Origin of the sequence: Actinomadura opuntiae (assembly GCF_030283205.1) — a bacterium.
In the GTDB taxonomy this organism is placed as follows: domain Bacteria; phylum Actinomycetota; class Actinomycetes; order Streptosporangiales; family Streptosporangiaceae; genus Spirillospora.
Map to the genome: position 1 here is coordinate 199,206 of NZ_JASNWF010000013.1, position 23,080 is coordinate 222,285.

At 72.7% G+C, this 23,080-nt stretch carries 19 protein-coding genes; 11 read left to right on the top strand and 8 right to left on the bottom strand.

Annotated elements, in window-relative coordinates:
• The first annotated feature begins 106 nt into the window (after positions 1-106).
• Positions 107-1,510, top strand: a complete 1,404-nt coding sequence (locus tag QP089_RS27755; RefSeq protein ID WP_285915292.1) for a hypothetical protein — start codon at positions 107-109, stop codon at positions 1,508-1,510.
• Between the two features lie 119 nt (positions 1,511-1,629).
• Positions 1,630-2,226 (top strand): DUF4870 domain-containing protein, encoded by a 597-nt coding sequence (locus QP089_RS27760; RefSeq protein ID WP_285915294.1) that lies wholly within the window; start codon positions 1,630-1,632, stop codon positions 2,224-2,226.
• A 46-nt stretch (positions 2,227-2,272) separates the two neighbouring features.
• Here QP089_RS27760 and lepA read toward each other — a convergent pair whose 3' ends face one another.
• Positions 2,273-4,114 (bottom strand): translation elongation factor 4, encoded by a 1,842-nt coding sequence (gene lepA, locus QP089_RS27765; RefSeq protein ID WP_285915296.1) that lies wholly within the window; start codon positions 4,112-4,114, stop codon positions 2,273-2,275.
• A gap of 279 nt (positions 4,115-4,393) precedes the next feature.
• Here lepA and rpsT point away from each other — a divergent pair, with 279 nt between their 5' ends.
• Entirely contained in the window at positions 4,394-4,663 is a 270-nt protein-coding gene (gene rpsT, locus QP089_RS27770) for a 30S ribosomal protein S20 (RefSeq protein ID WP_285915298.1), read from the top strand.
• A 120-nt stretch (positions 4,664-4,783) separates the two neighbouring features.
• Positions 4,784-5,317: an RNA 2'-phosphotransferase gene (locus QP089_RS27775; RefSeq protein ID WP_285915300.1), complete on the top strand. Its 534-nt coding sequence runs from the start codon at positions 4,784-4,786 to the stop codon at positions 5,315-5,317.
• Here QP089_RS27775 and QP089_RS27780 read toward each other — a convergent pair.
• The gene (locus QP089_RS27780) at positions 5,262-5,786 is read right to left on the bottom strand and encodes a hypothetical protein (protein ID WP_285915301.1); all 525 of its coding nucleotides are present in this window, start codon (positions 5,784-5,786) and stop codon (positions 5,262-5,264) included. The genes QP089_RS27775 and QP089_RS27780 overlap by 56 nt on opposite strands.
• A gap of 70 nt (positions 5,787-5,856) precedes the next feature.
• On the opposite strand from QP089_RS27780, the gene QP089_RS27785 reads away from it, so the two are divergent.
• Together QP089_RS27785 and QP089_RS27790 are read left to right on the top strand one after the other, a co-directional pair.
• Entirely contained in the window at positions 5,857-6,783 is a 927-nt protein-coding gene (locus tag QP089_RS27785; protein ID WP_285915303.1) for a LysR family transcriptional regulator, read from the top strand.
• Positions 6,723-7,142: an SRPBCC family protein gene (locus QP089_RS27790; protein ID WP_285915305.1), complete on the top strand. Its 420-nt coding sequence runs from the start codon at positions 6,723-6,725 to the stop codon at positions 7,140-7,142. The genes QP089_RS27785 and QP089_RS27790 overlap by 61 nt, the downstream gene beginning before the upstream one ends.
• Positions 7,143-7,558: 416 nt before the next feature.
• Here the strand turns inward: QP089_RS27790 and holA are convergent, their stop codons facing one another.
• The 6 genes from holA to hflX form a co-directional block, all read right to left on the bottom strand.
• Positions 7,559-8,509, bottom strand: coding sequence for a DNA polymerase III subunit delta (holA, locus tag QP089_RS27795; RefSeq protein WP_285915307.1), 951 nt, complete (start codon positions 8,507-8,509; stop codon positions 7,559-7,561).
• A gap of 121 nt (positions 8,510-8,630) precedes the next feature.
• Positions 8,631-10,745, bottom strand: coding sequence for a ComEC/Rec2 family competence protein (locus QP089_RS27800; protein WP_285915308.1), 2,115 nt, complete (start codon positions 10,743-10,745; stop codon positions 8,631-8,633).
• A gap of 506 nt (positions 10,746-11,251) precedes the next feature.
• The gene (locus tag QP089_RS27805; RefSeq protein ID WP_285915310.1) at positions 11,252-12,010 is read right to left on the bottom strand and encodes a ComEA family DNA-binding protein; all 759 of its coding nucleotides are present in this window, start codon (positions 12,008-12,010) and stop codon (positions 11,252-11,254) included.
• A gap of 90 nt (positions 12,011-12,100) precedes the next feature.
• Positions 12,101-12,946: a DegV family protein gene (locus QP089_RS27810; protein ID WP_285915312.1), complete on the bottom strand. Its 846-nt coding sequence runs from the start codon at positions 12,944-12,946 to the stop codon at positions 12,101-12,103.
• Between the two features lie 81 nt (positions 12,947-13,027).
• Positions 13,028-14,242 (bottom strand): imidazolonepropionase, encoded by a 1,215-nt coding sequence (gene hutI / locus QP089_RS27815; protein ID WP_285915314.1) that lies wholly within the window; start codon positions 14,240-14,242, stop codon positions 13,028-13,030.
• Positions 14,243-14,832: 590 nt separating this feature from the next.
• Positions 14,833-16,278 (bottom strand): GTPase HflX, encoded by a 1,446-nt coding sequence (hflX, locus tag QP089_RS27820; RefSeq protein WP_446474090.1) that lies wholly within the window; start codon positions 16,276-16,278, stop codon positions 14,833-14,835.
• A 240-nt stretch (positions 16,279-16,518) separates the two neighbouring features.
• On the opposite strand from hflX, the gene aceB reads away from it, so the two are divergent.
• From aceB to QP089_RS27845, 5 genes are all read left to right on the top strand, one after another.
• On the top strand, positions 16,519-18,126 hold the full coding sequence (aceB, locus tag QP089_RS27825) for a malate synthase A (RefSeq protein WP_285915316.1): 1,608 nt from the start codon (positions 16,519-16,521) through the stop codon (positions 18,124-18,126).
• Between the two features lie 156 nt (positions 18,127-18,282).
• On the top strand, positions 18,283-19,731 hold the full coding sequence (locus QP089_RS27830; protein ID WP_285915317.1) for an FAD-linked oxidase C-terminal domain-containing protein: 1,449 nt from the start codon (positions 18,283-18,285) through the stop codon (positions 19,729-19,731).
• The gene (locus QP089_RS27835; RefSeq protein WP_285915318.1) at positions 19,731-20,936 is read left to right on the top strand and encodes an FAD-binding oxidoreductase; all 1,206 of its coding nucleotides are present in this window, start codon (positions 19,731-19,733) and stop codon (positions 20,934-20,936) included. The genes QP089_RS27830 and QP089_RS27835 overlap by 1 nt, the downstream gene beginning before the upstream one ends.
• Complete coding sequence (locus QP089_RS27840) at positions 20,937-22,223, top strand: (Fe-S)-binding protein (protein ID WP_285915319.1); 1,287 nt, start codon at positions 20,937-20,939, stop codon at positions 22,221-22,223.
• A gap of 141 nt (positions 22,224-22,364) precedes the next feature.
• Positions 22,365-23,072, top strand: a complete 708-nt coding sequence (locus QP089_RS27845) for a hypothetical protein (RefSeq protein ID WP_285915320.1) — start codon at positions 22,365-22,367, stop codon at positions 23,070-23,072.
• The last annotated feature ends 8 nt before the right edge of the window (positions 23,073-23,080 follow it).

Below are 23,080 nucleotides of genomic sequence, written 5' to 3' on the forward strand. Positions count from 1 at the left end.
GGGACGGGTTCGGCGGCGGATGATCGGCTCGCGGCAACGATCCCGACACGCACCGGGGACCTGCCCGTCACCGGGGCGCAATCCGGCCGCCCTAGGTTCGCCGATCATGAGAAGCCGTGCGCGTCACACAGCCCTCGCCCTGACCACCGCCGCCCTCGCCGCCGCTCCCCTCGCCGCCGTCGCCGCCCCCGCGCAGGCCTCGGCCCCGCGGACCGTCAACGTCCACCGGGGCGGGCCCGCCCGCTCGTTCACCTTCTCCGCCGGCCGCGCCGGGGAGGCCCTGATCGGCTTCACCGCGTCCGCGCCCGGGGTGTCGTGGGCGAAGAAGGGCGCCGAGTCCGCCGTGGTCTCCATCGCGGTGGACGGCCGCCACGTCACCGACCTGGTCGTCCCGTCGTCCGACCCGACGCCCCGCAGCCTCGCCCTCGGCCACGTCGACCGGGGCAGGCACAAGGTCACGCTCCGGTTCGCCAAGGGCAGCGCGCCCGCCGCCCGCAGCGTGCGGCTGGCGCGTCCGAGCGTCCGGATGCCCGCCGCCGACCAGCTCGTCCTGCGCTACGCCCCCGTCGTGGTGGGACGGACCCTCGCGCTGACCGGCGACGCGTACCAGAACGCCACCACCGACACTCCGCTGATCGCCTGGCACGAGACCAAGCCCGCCACGACTCCCGGCCACCAGATCCTCGAATACTCGGTGGTCTGGAGCAACGAGGACGGCGGCACCGACACGCCCGCCCTCATGGCCCGCTGGGGCCGCACCACCGACATCGAGTGGATCTACCGCGTCGAGGTCGACGCCAAGGGGAACCGGGTGGACGGCACCGGCGTCTACCAGGCGCCCAACCACGCCACGCTGCAGTTCACCGGCAAGTACGAGGCAGACCATCCGCTGCTCCAGACGTGCACGGTGAACAACAACATGTGCGACGCCATCACGCCGGACGCGCCGCTGCGCTTCACGCCGGACGTCACCGCGACCCGCCCGCAGGACCGCACCCGCGAGTACGTCATGGACCAGCAGCCCTGGACGTACCGGGTGATGGCGCAGGAGATGCTCCGCGAGGGCAAGATCGAGAGCCCGTCCGACCCCGCGACGACGGCGGTCGGCGACCAGCGCACCTACCTGTTCGTCGAGTTCGCCAAGACGACCGGTGCCGCCACCGGGACCGGGTCGGTGCCGGGCGTCGCGCTCGGGGTGCGGCTGAAGTCCGACCCGTCGCGGCTCTACCGGTCCGACCACGACCAGCCGACGTGGTCGATCGACCGGGACGGTCCGGTCGCGACGACGGTCGAGCTGCCGGAGGGTACGACGGCGTCCGACATCGCGAGCGTCGAGGCGATCCGGCGGCCCATCGGGCTCGGCGACAACGGCGCGCCCGCCACCGTCACCTCGGTCAACCGGGGCTTCTTCCTCGGCTCCTCGTACCTGCCGCAGCCGTCGTTCCTTACCTGGAAGGGCTCGGTCACGCTCACGCCGCAGAACCCGTCGGGAGTCCTCTGGCGTCCCTGACGCCCTCTGCGCCGGCGGCGGGGGCGGAAAGGCGGGAAACCGGGCGAACTCCGGGCGCGTCCAAGGAGTCGTACACTTCGCGAACACCTCGCTCAGCGAACCCGGAGAGGACACCCGCCATGGCCTACGGGCCTCCCCCGTCGCCCGGCCAGGGCCCGCAGCCCGGATGGCAGCAGCCTCGGCAACCGCAGCAGCCGTCCCAGCAGCAGAGCCCGTGGCAGCAGCCCGGATCGGCCTGGCAGCAGCCTCCTCAGCAGGGGGCGGCGTGGCAGCAGCAACCTCCGCAGCCGGACTCGGCGTGGCAGCAGCCCCAGCAGCCCGGTCAGGCGTGGCAGCAGCAGGCACCGCAGCACCCCGGCACCACGCCGATGCCGGGCCACTACGGTCCCGTCAGCGACGACGACAGGACCTGGTCGCTGATGGCCTACCTCGGCCAGTTCCTCGTCGGCGCCATCGCGCCCGGCATCGTGTACCTCGGCAAGGCGCGCTCGCCGTTCGTCCGCCGGCACGCCGCCCAGGGCCTGAACATCGGCATCGCGGCGATCGCGGTCTGGATCGTCGGCGGCCTGCTCTCGCTCGCCGTCGAGGTCCTCATCTGGGTGCCCCTGCTGTTCACCGCGGTCGTGCTGTTCTTCCTGGTCTACGCCGCGCGCGCGGCCAACCGCGGCGAGTTCCGCGCGGTGCCCGCCGTCGTCGCCTGGCCGCTGATCAAGTGACCGAGGGCCGGGCGGCGGCACCGCGCCCGCCCGGCCTGCCGGAAAGCTACTTGCGGCCCTTGTCGGCGGACTCGCCGCCGGTCGACAGCGCGGCGACGAACGCCTCCTGCGGGACGTCCACCCGCCCGATCGTCTTCATCCGCTTCTTGCCCTCCTTCTGCTTCTCCAGCAGCTTGCGCTTGCGGGAGATGTCGCCGCCGTAGCACTTGGCGAGGACGTCCTTGCGAATGGCGCGGATGTTCTCGCGCGCGATGATGCGCGCGCCGATCGCGGCCTGGATGGGCACCTCGTACTGCTGCCGCGGGATGAGCTCCTTGAGCTTCGCGGTCATCATCAGCCCGTACTCGCGCGACTTGTCCTTGTGCACGATCTGGCTGAACGCGTCCACCGACTCGCCCTGCAGCAGGATGTCGACCTTCACCAGGTCGGACTCCTGCTCGCCGCTCGGCTCGTAGTCCAGCGACGCGTACCCGCGGGTCCGCGACTTCAGCTGGTCGAAGAAGTCGAAGATGATCTCGGCGAGCGGCAGCGTGTAGCGGATCTCGACCCGGTCCTCCGACAGGTAGTCCATGCCGAGCAGCACCCCGCGCCGCCCCTGGCACAGCTCCATGATCGCGCCGATGTGGTCGCTCGGGGACAGCAGCGTCGCCCTCACGACCGGCTCGTACACCGCGCCGATCTTGCCCTCGGGGAACTCGCTGGGGTTGGTGACGGTGTGCTCCGTCCCGTCCTCCATGACCACCCGGTAGACCACGTTCGGCGCCGTGGAGATCAGCGACAGGCCGAACTCGCGCTCCAGCCGCTCACGGACGATCTCCATGTGCAGTAGCCCGAGGAACCCGCAGCGGAACCCGAACCCGAGCGCCGCCGACGTCTCCGGCTCGTAGACCAGCGCCGCGTCGTTCAGCTGCAGCTTGTCGAGGGCGTCGCGCAGTTCGGGATACTCGTCGCCGTCCACCGGATACAGGCCGGAGAACACCATCGGCTTCGGGTCCCGGTAGCCGCCGAGCGCCTCGGGCGCCGGACGGCTCGCGACGGTCACGGTGTCGCCGACCCGCGCCTGCCGGACGTCCTTCACCCCGCTGATCAGATAGCCGACCTCGCCGACGCCGAGCCCCTGCACGGGCTTGGGCTCCGGGGAGATGACGCCGACCTCCAGGGTCTCGTGCGCGGTCCCCGTCGACATCATCAGGCTCTTCTCGCGGCGCGACAGCCGCCCGTCCATGATCCGGACGTAGGAGACCACGCCGCGGTAGGTGTCGTAGACCGAGTCGAAGATCAGCGCGCGGGCCGGGCCGTCCGGGTCGCCGACCGGCGCCGGCACGTCCCGCACGATCTTGTCGAGCAGCTCGCGGACGCCCTCGCCGGTCTTGCCCGACACCCGCAGCACGTCCGAGGGGTCGCAGCCGATGATCCCGGCCAGCTCCTCGGCGTACTTCTCCGGCTGCGCCGCGGGCAGGTCGATCTTGTTCAGCACCGGGATCAGGTGCAGGTCCGCCTCGAGCGCCAGGTACAGGTTCGCGAGCGTCTGCGCCTCGATGCCCTGCGCCGCGTCCACCAGCAGGACCGCGCCCTCGCACGCCGCCAGCGACCGCGACACCTCGTAGGAGAAGTCGACGTGGCCGGGGGTGTCGATCAGGTTCAGGACGTAGTCGGTGCCGTCCGAGCTCCAGGGCAGCCGGACCGCCTGGCTCTTGATCGTGATGCCGCGCTCGCGCTCGATGTCCATCCGGTCGAGGTACTGGGCGCGCATCTGGCGCTCCTCGACCACACCGGTCAACTGCAGCATGCGGTCCGCGAGCGTCGACTTGCCATGGTCGATGTGCGCGATGATGCAGAAGTTGCGGATGATCGCGGGATCGGTCTTGTCAGGCTCAGGCGCTGGCACCGGGGTCCGTTCGCAAACTCACAGGTGGACAATGGATCTGCATCCCATGGTCCCATGCCCCGCGCGATGCTCCGTGCAGGGCCTGCGGAGGCCGGCCCGCACCCGGTCGCACCCGCCCGCACCTGGCCGGTTCGCGGCGGACGGGCGTGATTGGTAGGCTGTGCGACTGCGTGTGGCGTAGCGTCGTGCCCCGGGGCACCGTCCGCCCCCGTCAGACATCCTGTTCGCGCCTGCCGAGTCGGCAGGCCATGATCGCAACCAAGGTTGAGGCACTACGACGTGGCTAACATCAAGTCCCAGATCAAGCGGAACAAGCAGAACGAGAAGGCGCGGCTGCGCAACAAGGCCGTCAAGTCGGAGCTGAAGACCGCGATCCGCAAGTTCCGCGAGGCCGCCGAGGCCGGCGAGGTCGACAACGCCGTCGCCGCGCAGCGCGTCGCCGCCCGCAAGCTGGACAAGGCCGTCAGCAAGGGCGTCATCCACAAGAACCAGGCCGCCAACCGCAAGTCGGCCATCGCCAAGCAGGCCGCCGCCCTGCAGGCCAAGTAAGCACGGCGCGACTCGAGGGAGCACGCGCACGCCCGGGGCCGGTCCATCGCGACCGGCCCTGACGCATTCCCGGAAAAGGGCGCGGGCGGGCAGGACGCGCGGGAGGGTGGTCGCGGATCCATGGACGCGCGGCGCACGGTGAAGATCTCCAAGTATCTCGCCAAGCACCTGCGGCACCGCCCCGAGCGCATCGGCCTCACCCTCGACGCCGGGGGCTGGGCCCGTGTCCCCGACCTGCTCGACGCCGCCGCGCGGCACGGCTTCCCGATCACGCGCGACGAACTGGAGCACGTGGTCGCCGTCAACGACAAGCGGCGCTACGCGCTGGACGGCGACCGGATCAGGGCCGTCCAGGGGCACAGCATCGAGGTCGACCTCGACCTCCCGGTGGTCGCGCCGCCCGCCCTGCTGTACCACGGCACGCCGGAGCGGTCTGTCGAGTCGATCCGGCGCGAAGGGCTTCGGCGGATGGACCGGCATGCCGTCCACCTGTCCGCCGACCCCGAGACGGCCCGGCGCGTCGGCGCGCGCCGCGGTACGCCCGCCGTCCTGGTCGTCGAGGCCGGGCGGATGGCCGCCGACGGCCACGAGTTCCGCGTCAGCGCGAACGGCGTGTGGCTCGCGGGCGCGGTGCCGCCGGAATATCTTCGCTGATCAGCGAGGCGTCCGCCCATGACGGGACGTGCCGCACCCAGTCCGGGACGTCGCCCTTCTGCGGCCCGAACAGGTACCGGTGCGGGACGACGTCGCGGATCGCCCGGTGCACGTCCAGCCGGTCGTCGATCATGTGGGTGATGCCGAGCTCCGCGCAGTGCAGCGCCTTTTCCGGCCGCTTCCGGCAGAACCTGACGTTGCCTCTGGGCAGGCCCGTCCGGCCGTAGAAGTCGTGGTGGTCGAGCCACGCCAGCGTCCGCTCGCGGACCCGGTCGCCGCACTTGGAGATGATCCAGGCCCGTCCGCCGAACGCCTCCACGAGCCCCGGCAGGACGTCGTACACGCCGTCCGCCGCCGGGGACGCCATCGCCGCCGCGAAGGACCCGCCGAGGAAGACCGTGTCGTCCGTCCCCGGAGCCGAGACTCCCTGGATGACGCGGCCGAAGTCGATGCCGAGACGAGGTTCCATGCGGTCAACCCTGGCGCGACCGCCACTAGAGCAGAACTATCGATCGGCCTTGGGTCTATAGTTCTGCGCTATGGAACTGAGCCGTCTGTCCACCGACGCGCTCGCCTCCTTCGCCGCGTTCGCCGACCGCCTCAACTTCACCCGCGCCGCCGAGGACCTGCACATCTCCCAGCCGGCCCTGCACGTCAAGATCCGCAAGCTCGCCGAGACCCTCGGCCGCCCCCTCTACACCCGGCAGGGCCGACGCATCGCGCTGACCCCGGCGGGCGAGGCCGTCGCCCGCCTCGCCCGCGACCTGGACGCCCGCGTCACCGCCTTCCTCGCCGAACTCGACGGCACCGCCCCGGCCCGCCTCCCCGTCCTCGCCGCCGGCGAAGGCGCCTACCTCTACCTGCTCGGCGACGTCGTCCGGCACGGCGTCCGGCTGATCAACGGCGACCGCGCCCGCACGCTCACCGCCGTCCGCACCGGCCGCGCCGACCTCGGGGTTGCGGTCCTGGACGTGCTGCCGTCCGACCTGGAGGCCGTCCCGCTGGCCGCCTACCCGCAGGCTCTCGCCATGCCCGACGACCATCCGCTCGCGGACCGCCGCTCGCTCGCCCTTGCCGATCTCGCCGGCGCGTCCCTGGTCGTCCCGCCGCCGTCGGGGCCGCACCGTGTCGCCCTGGAACGCGCCCTCCGCGCCGCCGAGGTGCCGTGGACGGCCGCCGTGGAGGCCGAGGGCTGGCCGCTGCTGCTGCATTTCGTGTCGCTGCGCGCCGGGCTCGCCGTCGTGAACGGCTGCGTCACCCCTCCCCCCGGAGTCGTCCTTCGCGAGATCATCGACCTGCCGGACGTCCCCTACTACGCCGTCCACCTACCGGGCCGCGGCGACGACCCGCTCGTCACCGGCCTGCTGAATCGGATCCGCACCGCACTGAGCACCGGGAGCCCACCATGCACTTCGAGGTCACCGTCGACATCGACGCCGCCCCCGAGACCGTCTGGAAGCTGCTGAAGGACGTCGAGCGCTGGCCCGACATGACCGCCTCCATGAGCCGCGTCGAGTTGCTCGACGGCCCGCTCCCCGAAGGCTCCCGCGCCCGCGTCCGCCAGCCCGGCATGCCGGCTGCGGTCTGGACGGTCACCGCGTTCACCGAGAACGAGAACTTCACCTGGCAGTCCCGCTCTCCTGGCGTCACCACCACCGGCGGCCACGAGGTCCGCCCGCGTCCATCGGGCGGCACCACCGTCCGCCTCACCCTCGACCAGACCGGCCCCCTCGCCCCACTGGTCGCCCTCCTGCTGGGCTCCCGGACCCGCCGCTACGTCACCATGGAGGCCAACGGCCTCAAAACCGCCGCCGAAGCCACCTGACCGACACCTGCCGCCCCGAGGAGGTCGGGGAGGCGGCGACGCCCGAGAGGACGTGGGTGACACAGGCGGCGAGGAGGCCGTCCCGATCGTGGGCCCCTTTAGGACGCCCGCGACGATGGACCGGAGCGGCGGCGGTAAGCATGTCGTTCGCGGTGTCGCCGCGGACGGCGATGTGCCGAAACCAACGGGCCCTCGATCAGACCGCCGCGCAGCGGACGCCCCAGGCGGCCGCGGCGCTCGACAGTCGATCGGAGCGGGCGGAGGTCAACCGCGGGCGGGGTCAGCCGCGGACGGACCTCAACCGCGGACGGACCTCAACCGCGGACGGACCTCAACCGCGGACGGACCTCAACCGCGGACGGACCTCAACCGCGGACGGACCTCAACCGCGGACGGACGTCAACCGCGGGCGGACGTCAACCGCGGGCGGCGACGATGTCGGCGACGGTCTTCTCCAGCGCGTAGGCGGGGTCGGCGGCGCCGCCCTTCACCTGCGCGTCGGCCTCGGCCACGGCGGTCAGGGCGCGGGCCACGCCGTCACCCGACCAGCCGCGCAGCTGCCTCTGCACGCGCTCGATCTTCCACGGTGGCATGCCCAGGTCCTTGGCCAGCGCGGCACCGCGGGCTCCCCGCGGCGCGCCGCCGACCTTGGCCAGGCCGCGGACGCCCTGCGCCAGCGCGCTGACGATCAGCACCGGCGCCACCCCCGTCGCGAGCGCCCACCGCAACTGCTCCAGCGCCTCCGCCAAGTGCCCCTCGATCGCCTTGTCCGCGACCGTGAACCCGCTGACCTCGGCGCGTCCCCTGTAGTACCGGGCGACGGCGGCGTCGTCGATCTTCCCGCCGGTGTCGGCGACGAGCTGGCTGCACGCGGCGGCCAGCTCGCGCAGATCGTTGCCCACGGCCTCCAGCAGTCCGCGCGCCGCGTCCGGCGAGATCTTCCCGCCGGACCGCCGGATCTCCGCCCGCACGAAGTCGATCCGCTCCCCCATCTTCGTCACCTTGGGACAGGAGATCTTGCGTGCCTTGAGCTTCGTCAGCCCGTCCACCAGCGCCTTGCCCTTGGCGCCACCGTGGTGGACGGCCACGAGCACCACGTCCTCCGCCGGGTCCTTGGCGTACGTGAGCACCTCGGCGGTCAGGTCCTTGCCCAGGTCCTGCGCCGCCCGGATGACGAGCACCTTCCCGCCGCCGAACAGCGACGGCGACGTCAGCTCCGAGATCCGCCCGGGCTCGAGCCCGCCCGGCGCGAGGTCGATCACCTCGGCCTCCGGGTCCCGCCCCCGCACGGACGCGGCGACCTCGCCGATCGCCCGCTCCACGAGCAGCTCTTCGTCTCCCACGATCAGGATGATGGCCTCGGACACCCCTGCAGCATGCCACGCCCCACCCCCTCCCCGCGCCACCCCGCAAACACCCCCAACGCGAGGGGGCACGGCGGCGGGGTGACAGCAACGCGGACGCGACGTGGCGGGGGTGGGGGGTGGGTTAGTGGCGGGAGATGGCGGTGGGGCCGGCTTTGGTGTGGACGATGGCGATGTCTCCGTCCTGGTCGGTGCGGTGGATCTGGGTGTGGAGGCCGTGCAGCAGGGCGAGGGTGGACGGGGACGGGTGACCGTAATCGTTGTCCCGGCCGACGGAGACGAGGGAGATCGGCGCGTGGGCGGCGGCCAGGAAGCGGGGGTCCTGGCTGCGGGATCCGTGGTGCGGGACCTTCAGTACCTGGACGCGGGGGACGCTCGTTTCCAGGGCGCGCTGCGCGTCGGTCTCGACGTCGCCGGCGAGCAGGGCGCTGAAGCCGGGGCGCCGGGCCACAAGGACGATGCTGGCGTTGTTGATCGTGGTGCCGTCGTCGCTCGGTGACAGGGCCGGGCCGGTGGACGGGGCGAGGATCGTGAGGGTGAGGTCGCCGACGCGCCACTGCCGGCCCGCGAGCGCCGGACGGGACGGCAGGCCCGCGATGAAGCGGTTCTCGGCACCGTCGGTGAGGGGCGTCCTGAGGACCTCGCGGACAGTGCGGCCGTGCCGGACGCCGGACGTCCCGCCGATGTGGTCGGCGTGCGGATGGGTGAGGACAAGCAGCGGCACGTCCGTCACCCGGAGGCGGGAGAGGCAGCGGTCGACCGGGGCGGGGGCGGGACCGGCGTCCACGACGACGGCGCGGCCGGGCCCGGCGGCGAGCGCCAGCGCGTCGCCCTGCCCGACGTCGCAGGCGACCATCTGCCAACCCGGTGGCGGCCAGCCCGGTGCCATCACCCGCAGGACGACGACGGCGACCAGCACGCCCGCCATCGCGGCGACCACAAGCAGACGCAGGCGGGGACTGCGGAGGATCAGCACGGCGACGCCGCCCGCCAGCAGCAGGGTGGCCGCGCCGAGCCCGCCGCCGGTCCACGGGATGGTCGCGTAGGGCAGCGCGGCGGCGGTGCGGGCGACCCGGATGATCCAGCCGACGGCGAGGCCTGCGGGCCATACCACCAGGCGGGCGAGCGGCAGCGACACGGGCGCGATGGCGGCGCCGAGGGCGCCCAGCAGCGTCGCCGGCGCGACAGCAGGGGCGGCCAGCAGGTTCGCCGGCAGGGACACCACCCCTACCTCACCGGAGAGCATCACCAGGACCGGCGCCACGGCCACCTCGGCGGCCGCCGCGACGGCGAGGGCGTCCGCGAGCGGGCCGGGCAGGCGACGCGCGAGCCGCTCGCGCCAGGGCGGCGCGAGGACCAGCAGGCCCACCGTCGCCAGCACCGAGAGGGCGAAGCCGTACGAGCGCGCCAGCTCCGGGTCGATCAGGACGAGCAGCAGCACGGCGGCGCACAGCGCGGGCACGCCCTGCCGGGACCGCCCGGTGAACAGCGCGAGCAGCGCCACCAGCCCCATGACCGTGGCCCGCAGGACGCTCGGGTCCGGCCGCGCGATCACCACGAACGCGGCCACCGCCACGGCCGCGACCGGCGGGGCACGGCGGCGGCCGAGGCCGGCGACGCGGCACAGCCACAGGACGGCGCCGATGACGATCGCCAGGTTGGCGCCGGACACGACGAGGAGGTGGCTCAGCCCAGCGGCGCGAAAGTCGTCGGCGAGGGCCGGGTCCAGCCGCGAGGTATCGCCATCGACCATGCCGGGCAGGACACCGCGCTGGTCGGGCGGGAGCCGATCGGCCGCCGCGCGCAGCCGCTCGCGGACCCGCTCCGCGACCCGCTGGATCGCAGACGGGTCGCCCAGCACCGCCGGCGGGCCCCGCACGATCACCACCGCGGCGAGCAGTTCGGCGCCGCGCGGCTCCTCGAACCGGCCCCGCAGCCGCACCCGCTGGCTCGGCAGCAGCCCGAGCCAGCGCCCGTCGCGCGCGATCAGCAGCACCGGCACCCGCACCTCGGTTCCCGCGACCGCCTCCACCCGCGCCCGGACGATCACCATCGGCCGCCCCCCACCCTTCCTGGCCTGCGGATCACCGGTCAGAACCGCCTCGGCCGCCGCCGTCCCGCCCGTCCGGGCAAGCGCGCGGACAGGCCCGGTGCCCACGGCGGTCGCTCGAAACGCCACAACCGTCGCGGACGCGGCCACGCACACCAGCACCATCCCCATCAGCCGACGGTCGAGCATCCGCGCAGCCCCGAACACACCACCCCTGTTCGGGAGCGCAACCAGCCGTGCGATGGTCGCTCGCTCACCTCCGAGCCCCCATCCCGCCGACGCCCGCACCTCGGCTGCCGGTGCCGCTGGCGGCCGCCGCCCGCTACCGTCCGGTTCCCGTCCGGGCACGACCGAAGATCCGGCGGGTTCGTTCGCCTGCCATGAGCCTCGTGCCGCCTCGTCCGGCATCGCGGGTGTGGCTCGAGTGGCGGCCGGATGTCGACGTCCGAGTGCCTGCTCCGATGACGTCCGTTGGTCGCGGCCATCAGGTCTTCCGATTCCGAGGGGAGGAGTCGTCTCTCTTGGGTTGATGGGGGGTGTGGTGTTCCGCGGGCGACGGGAGGTGGTGAGGAGGTAGAGGGCGGTGGCGGTTGTGGTGGTGGCTACGGTCCAGGTGAGGGTGGACGGGAAGCCGATCGTCAGGGCGGCGGTGATCCAGGCGGCGAGGGCCGGGGCGGCGAGGCGGAGGTCGTGGGTCATACCCGCACCATCGGTTTCAGGTCGGCGAGGCGGCGGGCCCCGATGCCGGTGACGTCCTGGAGCTGGTCGACCGAGCGGAAGCCGCCGTGCTGGGTGCGGTAGTCGATGATGCGCTGGGCGAGGACGGGGCCCACGCCCGGGAGCTGGTCGAGTTGCGCGACGGTGGCGGTGTTCAGGTCGATGGGCGTGCCGGGCGCGGCCGGGCCGCCGGAGGCGGCAGGCGGTTCGCCGCCCGGCGGCGGCGCGCCGGGGGCGGGCGAGGGCATGGGGATGCCGACCGGTATCTGCTCCCCGTCCACGAGCTTGCGGGCGAGGTTGAGGGTGCCGGTCCGGGCACCGGGACGCACCCCGCCCGCGGCCTTGATAGCCTCCTCGACGCGGGAGCCGGACGGGAGCGTGACCACCCCGGGGTGCTCGACCTTGCCCAGGACGTGCACGACGACGGTGCCGGCCGGGCTCGCGGCGCCGGCGGGGACGGCCGCGGGCAACGGCCCGGACGAGGCCGGGGCGTCGGCGGACGCCTCGACCGGGGCGGCGTCCGCGCCGGCGGGCGCCGGGTCGGGGCGGGGGCGGGCCAGCCAGAGGTACCCCGCCGCGACCAGGGCTGCGATCAACGCGATGACGGCTAGGACGCGCACGTTCGCCTTCTCCGGCCCGGACCGCAGCCGGGCGGACGGCGGCTGCGCGGCCGGCGCCTCGGAGGAGGGCGGCTTGAACCGGTCGATGAGGGTCTGGAGGCGGTCGTTGGCGGTCATGGGGTCGACGCTAGGTGCGCCGGCCGCCTACCGGCAGGCCCGCCGGAAAATGTGGATAACTCACGGCGCACCCCTCCTGAGCAGGGAGGATCAGAGGTGCGGGGCGATGACCACGCCGAGCATGCCGGGTCCCACGTGGGCGCCGATGGCCGGTCCGACCTCGCCGACGTAGATGTCCTCGACGTGCGGGATGCGGTCGCGCAGCCGGGCGGCGAGGGCGTCCGCGCGGCCCGCGGCGGCGAGATGCTGGACGCCGAGGTCGACGCGGCGGGCACCGGCCTGCGCGACGGCGAGCTCCTCGAGCCGGGCCAGCGCACGCGCGGACGTGCGCACCTTCTCCAGCGGCATGATCCGTCCGCCGGCGATGTCCAGCAGCGGCTTGACCATGAGGGCGGAGCCGAGCAGCTTCCCGGCGGCGCCGATCCGGCCGCCGCGGCGCAGATGCTCGAGGGTGTCGACATAGAACAGCGACCGGGACGTCCCGGCGCGGCGCGCGGCGGCGTCGGCCGCCGCGTCGACGTCCGCACCCGCCATCGCGGCGGCGGCCGCGGTCAGCGCGGCCAGCCCGAGTCCCATGCCGATGGTCCCGCTGTCGACCACGCGAACGGGAACGGGCGCGTCCTCGGCGGCGAGACGCGCCGCCTCCAGCGTCCCGGACATGGCCGCCGACAGGTGCACGGACACCACGGCGTCGGCGCCGGCCTCCGCGGCGGCCTCGTAAGCCTGGACGAACCGTCCCGGCGAGGGACGGGACGTGGTGACGGGCCGCCGGTCCCGCAGCGCCCGGACGGCCTCGGCGCCGCTGATGTCGCCCTCGTCCCGCATGGGGCCGCCCAGGGAGATCTGCATGGGGACGACGGTCAGCCCGTGCCGTTCGGCGAGCCCCGGCGGGAGGTAGGCGGTGGAATCCGTGACGACCGCGACGGAGCTGCCCATGAACGCGACATTACCCCCAGGCGTCTCCAAAACCACTTCCGCGACGCACTCGTCGAAAGCGGACGTCCAAGCGACGACGCGTCAGGGCTGGACCGGCACGCCCCCGCGCCACACCCGCAGCGCGCGCAGCCCGAACGCCCACGCGAACGCGCCCTCGTGGTCGGCGTCCCACAGCACGATGTCGGCGAGCATGCCCGGCGCCAGCGAGCCGCGGTCGCCGACGCGCAGGGCGGCGGCCCCGCCGAGCGTGGCGGCGCGCAGCGCCTCGGTGACGCTCAGCCCGAACATGGCGACCGAGAGCCCGATGACGAGGGGCATCGAGGTGATGCCGCACTGGCCGGGGTTGTGGTCGGTGCCGAGCGCGACGGTGACGCCGCGGTCGAGCATCTGCCGGACGGGCGCCGGGGCGCGGCTGCTGTTGAGGGCGCTACCGGGGCAGACGGTGGCGGTGACGCCGGCGTGCGCGAGGGCCTTGATGTCGTCGTCGTTGGCCTGGGTGAGCAGGTCGGCGGAGGCACAGCCGACCTCGGCGGCGACCTGCGCGGCGCCGACGCGCTCGTTGGCGCAGGCGTGCATGCGGGCCTTCAGCCCGGCGCGCTTGCCGGTGAGCAGCAGCGCGCGGGCCTCCTCGGCGGTGAAGTGGCCCTCGTCGCAGTAGACGTCGATCGAGTCGGCACCCGCGACGGCGGCGTCGCCGGCCCACAGGCGGACGGCCTCGATGTAGTCGCGGCGGCGGCCGAAGAACTCCGGCGGAAGGATGTGGGCGGCGAGGAACGTCGCGTGGATGCGCGGCATGGACGGCTCGCCCTCCAGCGAGCGCAGCATCCGGATGTCGGCGAGCTCCCCGTCGCGGGTGAGGTGGTAGCCGGTCTTGGCCTCGACGGTGGTGGTTCCGGCGAGGATCCACTGCCGCAGCCGCTCCCGGACGCCGTTGCACAGCGTCCAGGGGTCGGTGCCGCGGGTCACGGTGACGGTGGAGTTGACGCCGCCGCCGGCCGCCGCGATCGCCGAGTGCGACGACCCGCTGGTGCGCATCGCCAGCTCCGCCCAGCGGTTGCCCGCGTAGACGGGGTGGGAGTGGGCGTCGATGAGGCCGGGCGTGACCAGGCCGCCGCCGAGGTTCTCGACATGGTCGACGTCGACGATGTCGTCGATGATCCCCGGGACGCTCTGCGGCAGGTCCGAGGCGGGCCCGGCCCAGACGATGCGGTCGTCGTGGATCAGCACGGCGGCGTTGCTGCAGACGTCGGTGCCCGTCCAGAGCCTGCCGATGTTCGTCAACAGCCGAACCGTCATAGGGTCACCGACCTGCTCGAGACGAGGCGCCGCGGGGCGCGGTACCGGACGCTGCGAAGGGACCCGGCTGTGCGGGTGCGGGCCGTGCGGGTGAGGTGCGTGCGGGTGAGGTGCGCGCGGGGCGCTGCGCCGTGGGACGCGGCGGGCCGCCTGCTCGCCGTCCGGTGTTCGCACCTGCCATCGATGGGGCCACCTGCTCTCGATCCGAAACGCCGACTGGGTGCCGGCGATTCACCGTTGGAGGGTCGGGTGATCGGGCGACCACCACTGGCAACGAGACCGGAGATATCGGTTTCGTTACGGTAGTGCACTGAAGGCCCGTCCGACAAGCTCTGGTCGGCGCTGGTCAGCCGACCGGACGCGACCCGCACGCCGATCCGCGCACCCCATGGTGTCCGGTCGCAGCGCATTGACAGCCATCACCCGCCCCCTAGCCCTTCGACCGTACGGATTTCAACGAGACCGTCAAGCCGTTTGGGGAAGCTGTCACCGTTCGGCGACCAGGATCATGCCGGGCCCGGAATTCGGACGGGCCCAGACCGTCCTTTCCGGACGGCCTGAGCCCGTACCCGCCGGCGCGCGCGGACGCCTCAGACGATCTGCGCGGCCACCTCGTATCCGGACAGCTCGGCCGCCAGGTCCTGCGGGACGCGCGCGTGCAGCAGCGTGCCCTCGGCGACGTGCTCCTGCTTGAGGACCTCGCCGCGCTCGTGCACCCGCGCGACCAGGCCGCCGCGCTCGTAGGGCACCAGGGCGTGCAGCTCGCTGTCGAGCCCGGGCAGGTCGGCCTCGATCGCGGCGCGCAGCTCGTCCATGCCGAACCCGGTGCGGGCGGAGACGACGACGCTGTGCGGCTCGCGGCGCTGCAGGCGGGCGATCGCCAGGTCGTCCGCGGCGTCCGCCTTGTTGATGACGATGATCTCGGGGATCGCGTCGGCGCCGATCTCGCGCAGCACCTCGCGGACGGCGTCGATCTGCGCCTCGGGGTCGGCGTCGGAGCCGTCCACGACGTGCAGGACCAGCCCGGCGTCGGTGACCTCCTCCAGCGTCGAGCGGAACGCCTCGACGAGCTGGTGCGGCAGGTGCCGGACGAACCCGACGGTGTCGGCGAGGGTGTAGGCGCGGCCGCCCGGCGTCTCGGCGCGCCGGACGGTGGGGTCGAGGGTGGCGAACAGCGCGTTCTCCACCAGCACCCCGGCGCCGGTGAGCCGGTTGAGCAGGGACGACTTGCCCGCGTTGGTGTAGCCGGCGATGGCGACGGCGGGCACCTCGTGGCGGCGCCGCTCGCCGCGCTTGGTGTCGCGGGCCTTGGACATCTCGGCGATCTGCCGGCGCAGCTTGGCCATCCGGGTGCGGATCCGCCGCCGGTCCAGCTCGATCTTGGTCTCGCCGGGGCCGCGGCCACCGATGCCGACGCCGCCGGCGGCGCGCCCGCCGACCTGCCGGGACAGGTTGCCGCCCCAGCCGCGCAGCCGCGGCAGCAGGTAGTTCAGCTGGGCCAGCTCGACCTGCGCCTTGCCCTCGCGGCTCTTGGCGTGCTGGGCGAAGATGTCGAGGATCAGCGCGGTCCGGTCGATCACCTTGACCTGGACGGTCTCCTCCAGGTGCCGCAGCTGGCTCGGCGCCAGCTCGCCGTCGCAGATGACGGTGTCGGCGCCGGTGGCGATGACGACGTCGCGCAGCTCGGCGGCCTTGCCGGAGCCGATGTAGGTGGCCGGGTCGGGGCGGGACCGGCGCTGGACGAGCCCCTCGAGCACCTCGGAGCCCGCGGTCTCGGCGAGCAGCGCCAGCTCGCGCAGCGAGTTCTCGGCGTCCTCGGCGGTGCCCTCGGTCCACACGCCGACGAGGACGACCCGCTCCAGCCGCAGGGCGCGGTACTCGACCTCGGTGACGTCGGTGAGCTCGGTGGACAGTCCCGCGACGCGGCGCAGTGCCCGCCGGTCCTCCAGGTCGAGTTCGCCGGTCATGGGCTCGGCGTCCGGCTCGTCGTAGGTCCGGTCTTCGTGGGTCTGGTCTGCAGAGAAAGGAAGAGTCATATGTCCTCGGTAGAACGCCGCGGCGCGGCCGTGTCTTCCCGGCGATCGTCTCACGGCCGTCCTGCCGGGTCACGCGGTTATCGGCCGCCCGGCGGCGCGGGCGCGTGGATTGGCGCGATCGCGCGCGGGGAGGTCAACGGCACGGTGGAGGGCGGCCCCGCTTTGACCGGGCTCCGTACCGCCGAGTAGCGTTACTCCATAAGACAGAAGTGGAATTTCACCATACGAAAGGGCGAGCAGATGGCCGAACTGGAAGGTGTCGAGGTCAACGGACCTCTCGGGGAGCGGTACGAGGAGATCCTGACGCCCGAGGCGCTCGGCCTGCTCGCCGCCCTGCAGCGTGACCTGGGCGCCCGCCGCAAGGAGCTGCTGGCGGCCCGCGCCGAACGGCAGCGCAAGCTGTCGGAGGGCGGGACGCTGGACTTCCTGCCCGAGACCGCGTCCGTCCGCGAGGACGACAGCTGGCGGGTCGCCCAGCCCGCGCCGGGCCTGGAGGACCGCCGCGTCGAGATCACCGGCCCGACCGACCGGAAGATGACCATCAACGCGCTCAACTCGGGCGCCAAGGTGTGGCTGGCCGACTTCGAGGACGCCAACACCCCGCTGTGGAACAACATGATCGAGGGGCAGCTGAACCTGCGCGACGCCCTCGACCGCACCATCGACTTCACCGACGCCAGGTCCGGCAAGTCCTACGCGCTCAAGGACGACGCGGAGCTGGCCACCATCGTCGTCCGCCCCCGCGGCTGGCACATGGAGGAGAAGCACCTCCTCGTCGACGGCGAGCCCATGTCGGGGTCGCTGTTCGACTTCGGGCTGTACCTCTTCCACTGCGCCCGCCGGCAGGTGGACAAGGGCAAGGGCCCCTACTTCTACCTGCCGAAGATGGAGAGCCACCTGGAGGCGCGGCTCTGGAACGACGCCTTCAACCTCGCCCAGGACCACCTGGAGATCCCGCGCGGCACCATCCGCGCGACCGTGCTGATCGAGACGATCCCGGCCGCGTTCGAGATGGAGGAGATCCTCTACGAGCTGCGCGACCACTCCGCCGGCCTGAACGCCGGCCGCTGGGACTACCTGTTCTCGGTGATCAAGAAGTTCCGCGACCGCGGCGCCGACTTCGTGCTGCCCGAGCGCAACGCGATCACCATGACCGCGCCGTTCATGCGCGCCTACACCGAGCTCCTCGTCCGCACCTGCCACAAGCGCGGCGCGCACGCGATCGGCGGCATGGCCGCATTCATCCCGTCCCGCAAGGACGAGGAGGTCAACAAGGTCGCGCTGGAGAAGGTCCGGGCCGACAAGACCCGCGAGTCCGGCGACGGGTTCGACGGCTCCTGGGTCGCCCACCCCGACCTGGTCCCGGTCTGCCGCGAGGTCTTCGACGGCGTGCTCGGCGACAAGCCCAACCAGCGCGACCGGCTCCGCGAGGACGTCCACGTCTCCGCCGCCGACCTGCTCAACGTCAAGGACACCCCCGGCGACATCACCGAGGCCGGCCTGCGCAACAACATCGACGTCGCGCTGCGCTACCTGGCCACCTGGCTGAACGGCTCCGGCGCCGTCGCGATCCACAACCTCATGGAGGACGCCGCCACCGCGGAGATCTCCCGCTCGCAGGTGTGGCAGTGGATCTACAACGGCGTCTCCACCGCCGAGGGCAAGAAGATCACCAAGGAGTGGGTCGAGCAGCTCCTGGACGAGGAGCTCGGCAAGATCCGCGCCGAGCTCGGCGACGCCTACAACGAGCCCCGCTTCGACCAGGCCGTGACCCTCTTCAAGGAGGTCACCCTGGCCGACGAGTACTCCGAGTTCCTCACCACCCCCGCCTACCAGCAGTTCCCCTGATTCCCAGGGGGCGACCCCCTGGAACCCCCGTCAACGACCGACAGGCTGTTTCGCCACTCCGCTGGCGCTCCGTGGCGAAACAGCCTGTCGGTCGGCGGGCAGGCCCGGGTGGTCCGATCTTGCCGTCCGGACGGGTCCGGGAGGATGGTGGAGGGGATGGAACCGGTACTGGAAGCGCTTGCCCTGCGGCTGGACGCGGTGCTCGGGCCCGACCGGGTCATCACCGACCCGGTGCGGCTGCGCACCTACGAATGCGACGGCCTGACCACCCACCGTTCGACGCCCGGGATCGTCGTGCTGCCCGACACCGCCGGGCAGATCGCGGAGATCGTGCGCGCGTGCGCGGAGGCGGGCGTCCCCTACGTGGCGCGGGGCTCCGGGACGGGGCTGTCGGGCGGCGCGCTCCCCCGCGCGGACGGGGTGCTGATCGTCACGTCCCGGATGCAGCGGATCCTGGAGATCGACATCCCCGGGCAGCGGGCCGTGGTCGAGCCGGGCGTGATCAACCTGGACGTGACCCGGGCCGTCCGGCCGTACGGGTACTACTTCGCGCCCGACCCGTCCAGCCAGCAGATCTGCTCGGTCGGCGGGAACGTGGCGGAGAACTCCGGCGGCGCGCACTGCCTGAAGTACGGGTTCACCGCGCACCACGTGCTGGGCTGCGAGGTCGTGACGCCGGACGGCGAGCTGGTGGAGCTGGCGGCCGACGGCCCGGGCTACGACCTGCTGGGGGTGTTCGTCGGCGCGGAGGGCACGCTCGGCATCACCACGAAGATCACGGTGCGGCTGACGCGGGTTCCGGAGACCGTCCAGACGCTGCTGGCCGCGTTCGAGTCGATCGAGGCGGGCGGGACGGCGGTGTCGGCGATCATCGGCGCCGGGGTGGTGCCGGCCGCGATCGAGATGATGGACGCGCTGGCCATCGAGGCGGCGGAGGCGGCGGTGCACTGCGAGTACCCGCCTGGCGCGGGCGCGGTGCTGATCGTGGAGCTGGACGGCCCGGACGCGGAGGTCGCGGCGCAGTTCGCCGAGGTGGAGCGGCTGTGCCGGGACGCGGGCGCGTTCGAGATCCGGATCGCCGCCGACGACGCGGAGCGCGCGCTGATCTGGAGGGGCCGCAAGTCGGCGTTCGCGGCGGTCGGCCGGATCAGCCCCGCCTACCTCGTGCAGGACGGCGTCATCCCGCGCACGGTGCTGCCGCAGGTGCTGGCGCGGATCGACGCGCTGTCGGCCGAGTCGGGCGTGCGGGTCGCGAACGTCTTCCATGCCGGGGACGGCAACCTGCATCCGCTGGTGCTGTTCGACGACTCCGAGCCGGGCGCCGCCGAGCGCGCCGAGGAGGTGTCGGGCGCGATCCTCGACCTGTGCATCGAGCACGGCGGGTCCATCACGGGCGAGCACGGCGTGGGCGTCGACAAGTCGCGCTACATGCCGCGCATGTTCACCGACACCGATCTGGACACGATGCAGATGGTCCGTTGCGGGTTCGATCCTGCGGGGTTGTGCAATCCGGGGAAGGTCTTCCCCACGCCGCGGCTGTGCGGGGAGGTTCCGGGCGTGCGCAAGGGCCCGCACCCGTACGAGGGAAAGGCGGACATCTTCTGATGCAGCCGTTGGACGCCCTGGCGAAGGTCTGCGACGACGTCCGCGCCGGCGAGCCCGAGGAGGGTGTGCTGGGCGTGCAGCCCGACTTGGTGGCCGCCCCCGCGTCCATCGCGGAGGCCGCCGAGGTGATGCGGGTCGCCGCCGAGAAGGGCCTGTCCGTCGTTCCCCGCGGTGCCGAGACACGGCTGGACTGGGGAACGCCTCCCGAACGCTGCGATCTGCTGGTGGACACCCACCGCTTGGACAAGCTGGTCGAGCACGCGTCCGGAGACCTGGTCGCCAAGGCGGAGGCGGGGCTCCCCATGGAGACGCTGGCCGAGAGGCTCGCGGAGAAGAGGCAACGGCTGTCGTTGGACGTTCCGCTGCCCGGCTCGACGGTCGGCGGGACCATCGCCACCGGTGCCGCCGGTCCGCTCCGCACGCTGTACGGGACGCCGCGCAACCTCGTCATCGGCCTCACGGTCGTGCGGGCGGACGGCCGTATCGCGCGTTCCGGCGGGAAGGTCGTGAAGAACGTCGCCGGGTACGACCTGGGCCGGTTGTTCTCCGGTTCGTACGGCACGCTCGGGCTCATCGTGGAGGCGACGTTCCGCCTGCATCCGGTGCCCGCCGCCACCGCCTGGGTGATACGCCGGGTCAACGGCCCGGACGAGGCGCACGATGCGGTCCAAGCGGTCCTGCACTCGCCCGTGGCGCCCAGCGCCCTGGAGTACATCGCTCCAGGGACGGTCGCAGCGCTGCTGGAGGGTGTACCGGACGGTGTCGCCGCGCGCGCTGGGCAACTGGTGGAACTCCTCGGCGGCGAGGCCGAAATCACGGAAACCGCGCCGGACGGATGGGGCGGCTATCCCGATGGCACGACCCTCATCGACGTCACCGCTCCGCCGCCTTCACTCAGCGACCTGATCGGTGCCGTCAACGGCACAGGGCACGACGTCGCGATGGCCTGGAACGGCAGCGGGCACGGACATATCGGTCTCCCGTCCGGCCTGACCTCCGAAGAGGTGTCCGGAGCGCTCAATGCCCTACGCGACGTTCTAGCCCGCCACAAGGGCGGTGCCGTCGTCCGCTACGCGCCACAGGACGTGCGCAGCGAAATCGACCTGTGGGGCCCCGTTCCCGCCCTGTCGCTGATGCGCCAGGTCAAGGACCAGTTCGATCCTGATCACCGGCTGTCCCCCGGCCGCTTCGTGGGAGGAATCTGAATGAGCGCCCAGGACGACCTCCCGAAACTCCTCGGCGACTGCGTGCACTGCGGGTTCTGCCTGCCGACGTGCCCCACGTACGTGCTGTGGGGCGAGGAGATGGACTCCCCGCGCGGCCGCATCCACCTCATGCAGCAGCATGTGGAGGGCGCGCCCCTCAACGCCCCGATGGTGCAGCACTTCGACCAGTGCCTCGGCTGCATGGCGTGCGTGACGGCCTGCCCGTCCGGCGTGCAGTACGACCGGCTCATCGAAACGACCCGTGCCGAGGTGGAACGGGAGCATCCCCGTTCGCTGAAGGAGCGGGCCATCCGGGAGGCGATTTTCCAACTCTTCCCGTACCGGCGTCGGCTCCGCGCGATGCGCGGGCCACTGCGCGCCTACCAGAAGTCGGGTCTCGACCGTCTCGTCCGGCGCAGCGGGCTGCTGGAGCGCATCTCGCCGTCCATCGCGGCCATGGAACGCCTCGCGCCGCCGCTGGGACGGGCGCCGCGGCTACCGGAGTTCGTCGCCGCGCGCGGGGAGCGCCGTGCCACCGTCGGAATGCTGACGGGTTGCGTGCAGGGCGAGTTCTTCCCCGACGTCAACGCCGCCACGGCGCGCGTCCTGGCGCTGGAGGGCTGCGACGTGGTCATCCCCAAGGCGCAGGGATGCTGCGGCGCGCTGTCTCTGCATTCCGGGCGCGAGGACGAGGCGCGCGCCTTCGCCCGGCGAACCGTCGAGACCTTCGAGTCCGTCGACGTCATCGTGGTGAACTCGGCCGGCTGCGGCTCGGCGATGAAGGAGTACCGGGCGCTGCTCGCGGACGACCCGGAATGGGCGCCGCGCGCGGAAGCGCTGTCGGCCCGGACCCGCGACCTCGCCGAGTTCCTGGCGGACCTCGGACCCCGCGCGGAACGAAGGCCACTTCCGGTCACTCTCGCCTACCACGACGCGTGCCATCTCGCCCATGCGCAGGGCATCCGGTCCCAGCCGCGCGCGCTGCTGGGCGCGATCCCGGAGCTGACGGTCGTGGAGGTCGCCGAGCCCGACCTGTGCTGCGGGTCCGCCGGCACCTACAATCTCCTCCAGCCGGAGGCCGCCTCCGCATTGGGCGACCGCAAGGCGGTGAACGTGGACGCCACCGGAGCCGAACTACTGGTCGCCGCCAACCCCGGCTGCTCCATGCAGATCGCCACAGCGCTGCAACGCCGCGGCGCGCACATCGCGGTCGCGCACACCGCGCAGGTGCTGGACGCCTCGCTGCGCGGGCTCGGCCGCGACGCCCTTGTCGGACGCAGTTCGTAGGGTCCTGACCAGGTGGTTCCGCCGCTTCCTTGTCAAGGGAGGGACGGCGGCCGCTGATCCGGCCGTCCGGTATCGTGTCTGGCCCCTGCAGGCAGGACGCGCTTACTGGGCCCGGTGCGGGCCCGAGGGAGCACGGGAGACGTGTCGAACAGCTACCACTCACACCGCCGAAGAAAGAAGAGCGGCGCGGGCCGGCTCGGCCTCGCCGGCGCGCTCACGGGCGTCGTCGGCATCGCCGCCGTCGCCGCCGGGATCGTCTACTTCCGCCCGGACGGCGACGGCGGCGGGAACACCGGCCGCCCGTCGCTCGCCAGCCAGGGCGACACCGGGACGCACGCCGCCGCGCCGATGCCGAAGACCGGGCCGCCGGTCAACTTCACCACCCCCGAGGGGTACGGCTACAGCCTGGCCGCGGTGAAGGCCGGGACGGACCGGCAGCCGCTCGGCGCCACGCAGGCGCCGCCGTCCGGCACGACGTACGCCTACGCCGATTACGTGCTGACCAACAGCCAGCGCAGGCCCGTCCTGCTGGACTTCCCCGCCGACCTGTTCATGCCCCGGTCGCAGGTGCCGGCGGACGCGCAGGGCCGCTGCATGCCCCAGCCGGGCATCCCCGACGACCTGTGCACCCTCCCCAACCACAGCAAGATCACCGCCAGGCTCGGCGGGGCGAAGGCGCCGGTCGACGAGGGCGGCGACCAGATGATGCCCGCGGGCGCCTCCTACCTGGTGCGGATCGCGACCGACCTTCCGGTGAAGGACGGCCTGTCCGCCGACGAGCTCAAGATGTACGTGTGGAACGCCCGCTACACCAGCGACCGCAAGGGCGTCGAGATCGCATTCCCGTAGCCGGGCAT

Bases quoted from the DNA above. Each gene is read 5' to 3' on its own strand.
- QP089_RS27755 (WP_285915292.1), top strand. From the start codon at position 107: ATGAGAAGCCGTGCGCGTCACACAGCCCTCGCCCTGACCACCGCCGCC.
- QP089_RS27760 (WP_285915294.1), top strand. From the start codon at position 1,630: ATGGCCTACGGGCCTCCCCCGTCGCCCGGCCAGGGCCCGCAGCCCGGA.
- QP089_RS27775 (WP_285915300.1), top strand. From the start codon at position 4,784: ATGGACGCGCGGCGCACGGTGAAGATCTCCAAGTATCTCGCCAAGCAC.
- QP089_RS27780 (WP_285915301.1), bottom strand. From the start codon at position 5,786: ATGGAACCTCGTCTCGGCATCGACTTCGGCCGCGTCATCCAGGGAGTC.
- QP089_RS27785 (WP_285915303.1), top strand. From the start codon at position 5,857: ATGGAACTGAGCCGTCTGTCCACCGACGCGCTCGCCTCCTTCGCCGCG.
- QP089_RS27790 (WP_285915305.1), top strand. From the start codon at position 6,723: ATGCACTTCGAGGTCACCGTCGACATCGACGCCGCCCCCGAGACCGTC.
- QP089_RS27800 (WP_285915308.1), bottom strand. From the start codon at position 10,745: ATGCTCGACCGTCGGCTGATGGGGATGGTGCTGGTGTGCGTGGCCGCG.
- QP089_RS27805 (WP_285915310.1), bottom strand. From the start codon at position 12,010: ATGACCGCCAACGACCGCCTCCAGACCCTCATCGACCGGTTCAAGCCG.
- QP089_RS27810 (WP_285915312.1), bottom strand. From the start codon at position 12,946: ATGGGCAGCTCCGTCGCGGTCGTCACGGATTCCACCGCCTACCTCCCG.
- hutI (WP_285915314.1), bottom strand. From the start codon at position 14,242: ATGACGGTTCGGCTGTTGACGAACATCGGCAGGCTCTGGACGGGCACC.
- hflX (WP_446474090.1), bottom strand. From the start codon at position 16,278: ATGACTCTTCCTTTCTCTGCAGACCAGACCCACGAAGACCGGACCTAC.
- aceB (WP_285915316.1), top strand. From the start codon at position 16,519: ATGGCCGAACTGGAAGGTGTCGAGGTCAACGGACCTCTCGGGGAGCGG.
- QP089_RS27830 (WP_285915317.1), top strand. From the start codon at position 18,283: ATGGAACCGGTACTGGAAGCGCTTGCCCTGCGGCTGGACGCGGTGCTC.
- QP089_RS27835 (WP_285915318.1), top strand. From the start codon at position 19,731: ATGCAGCCGTTGGACGCCCTGGCGAAGGTCTGCGACGACGTCCGCGCC.
- QP089_RS27840 (WP_285915319.1), top strand. From the start codon at position 20,937: ATGAGCGCCCAGGACGACCTCCCGAAACTCCTCGGCGACTGCGTGCAC.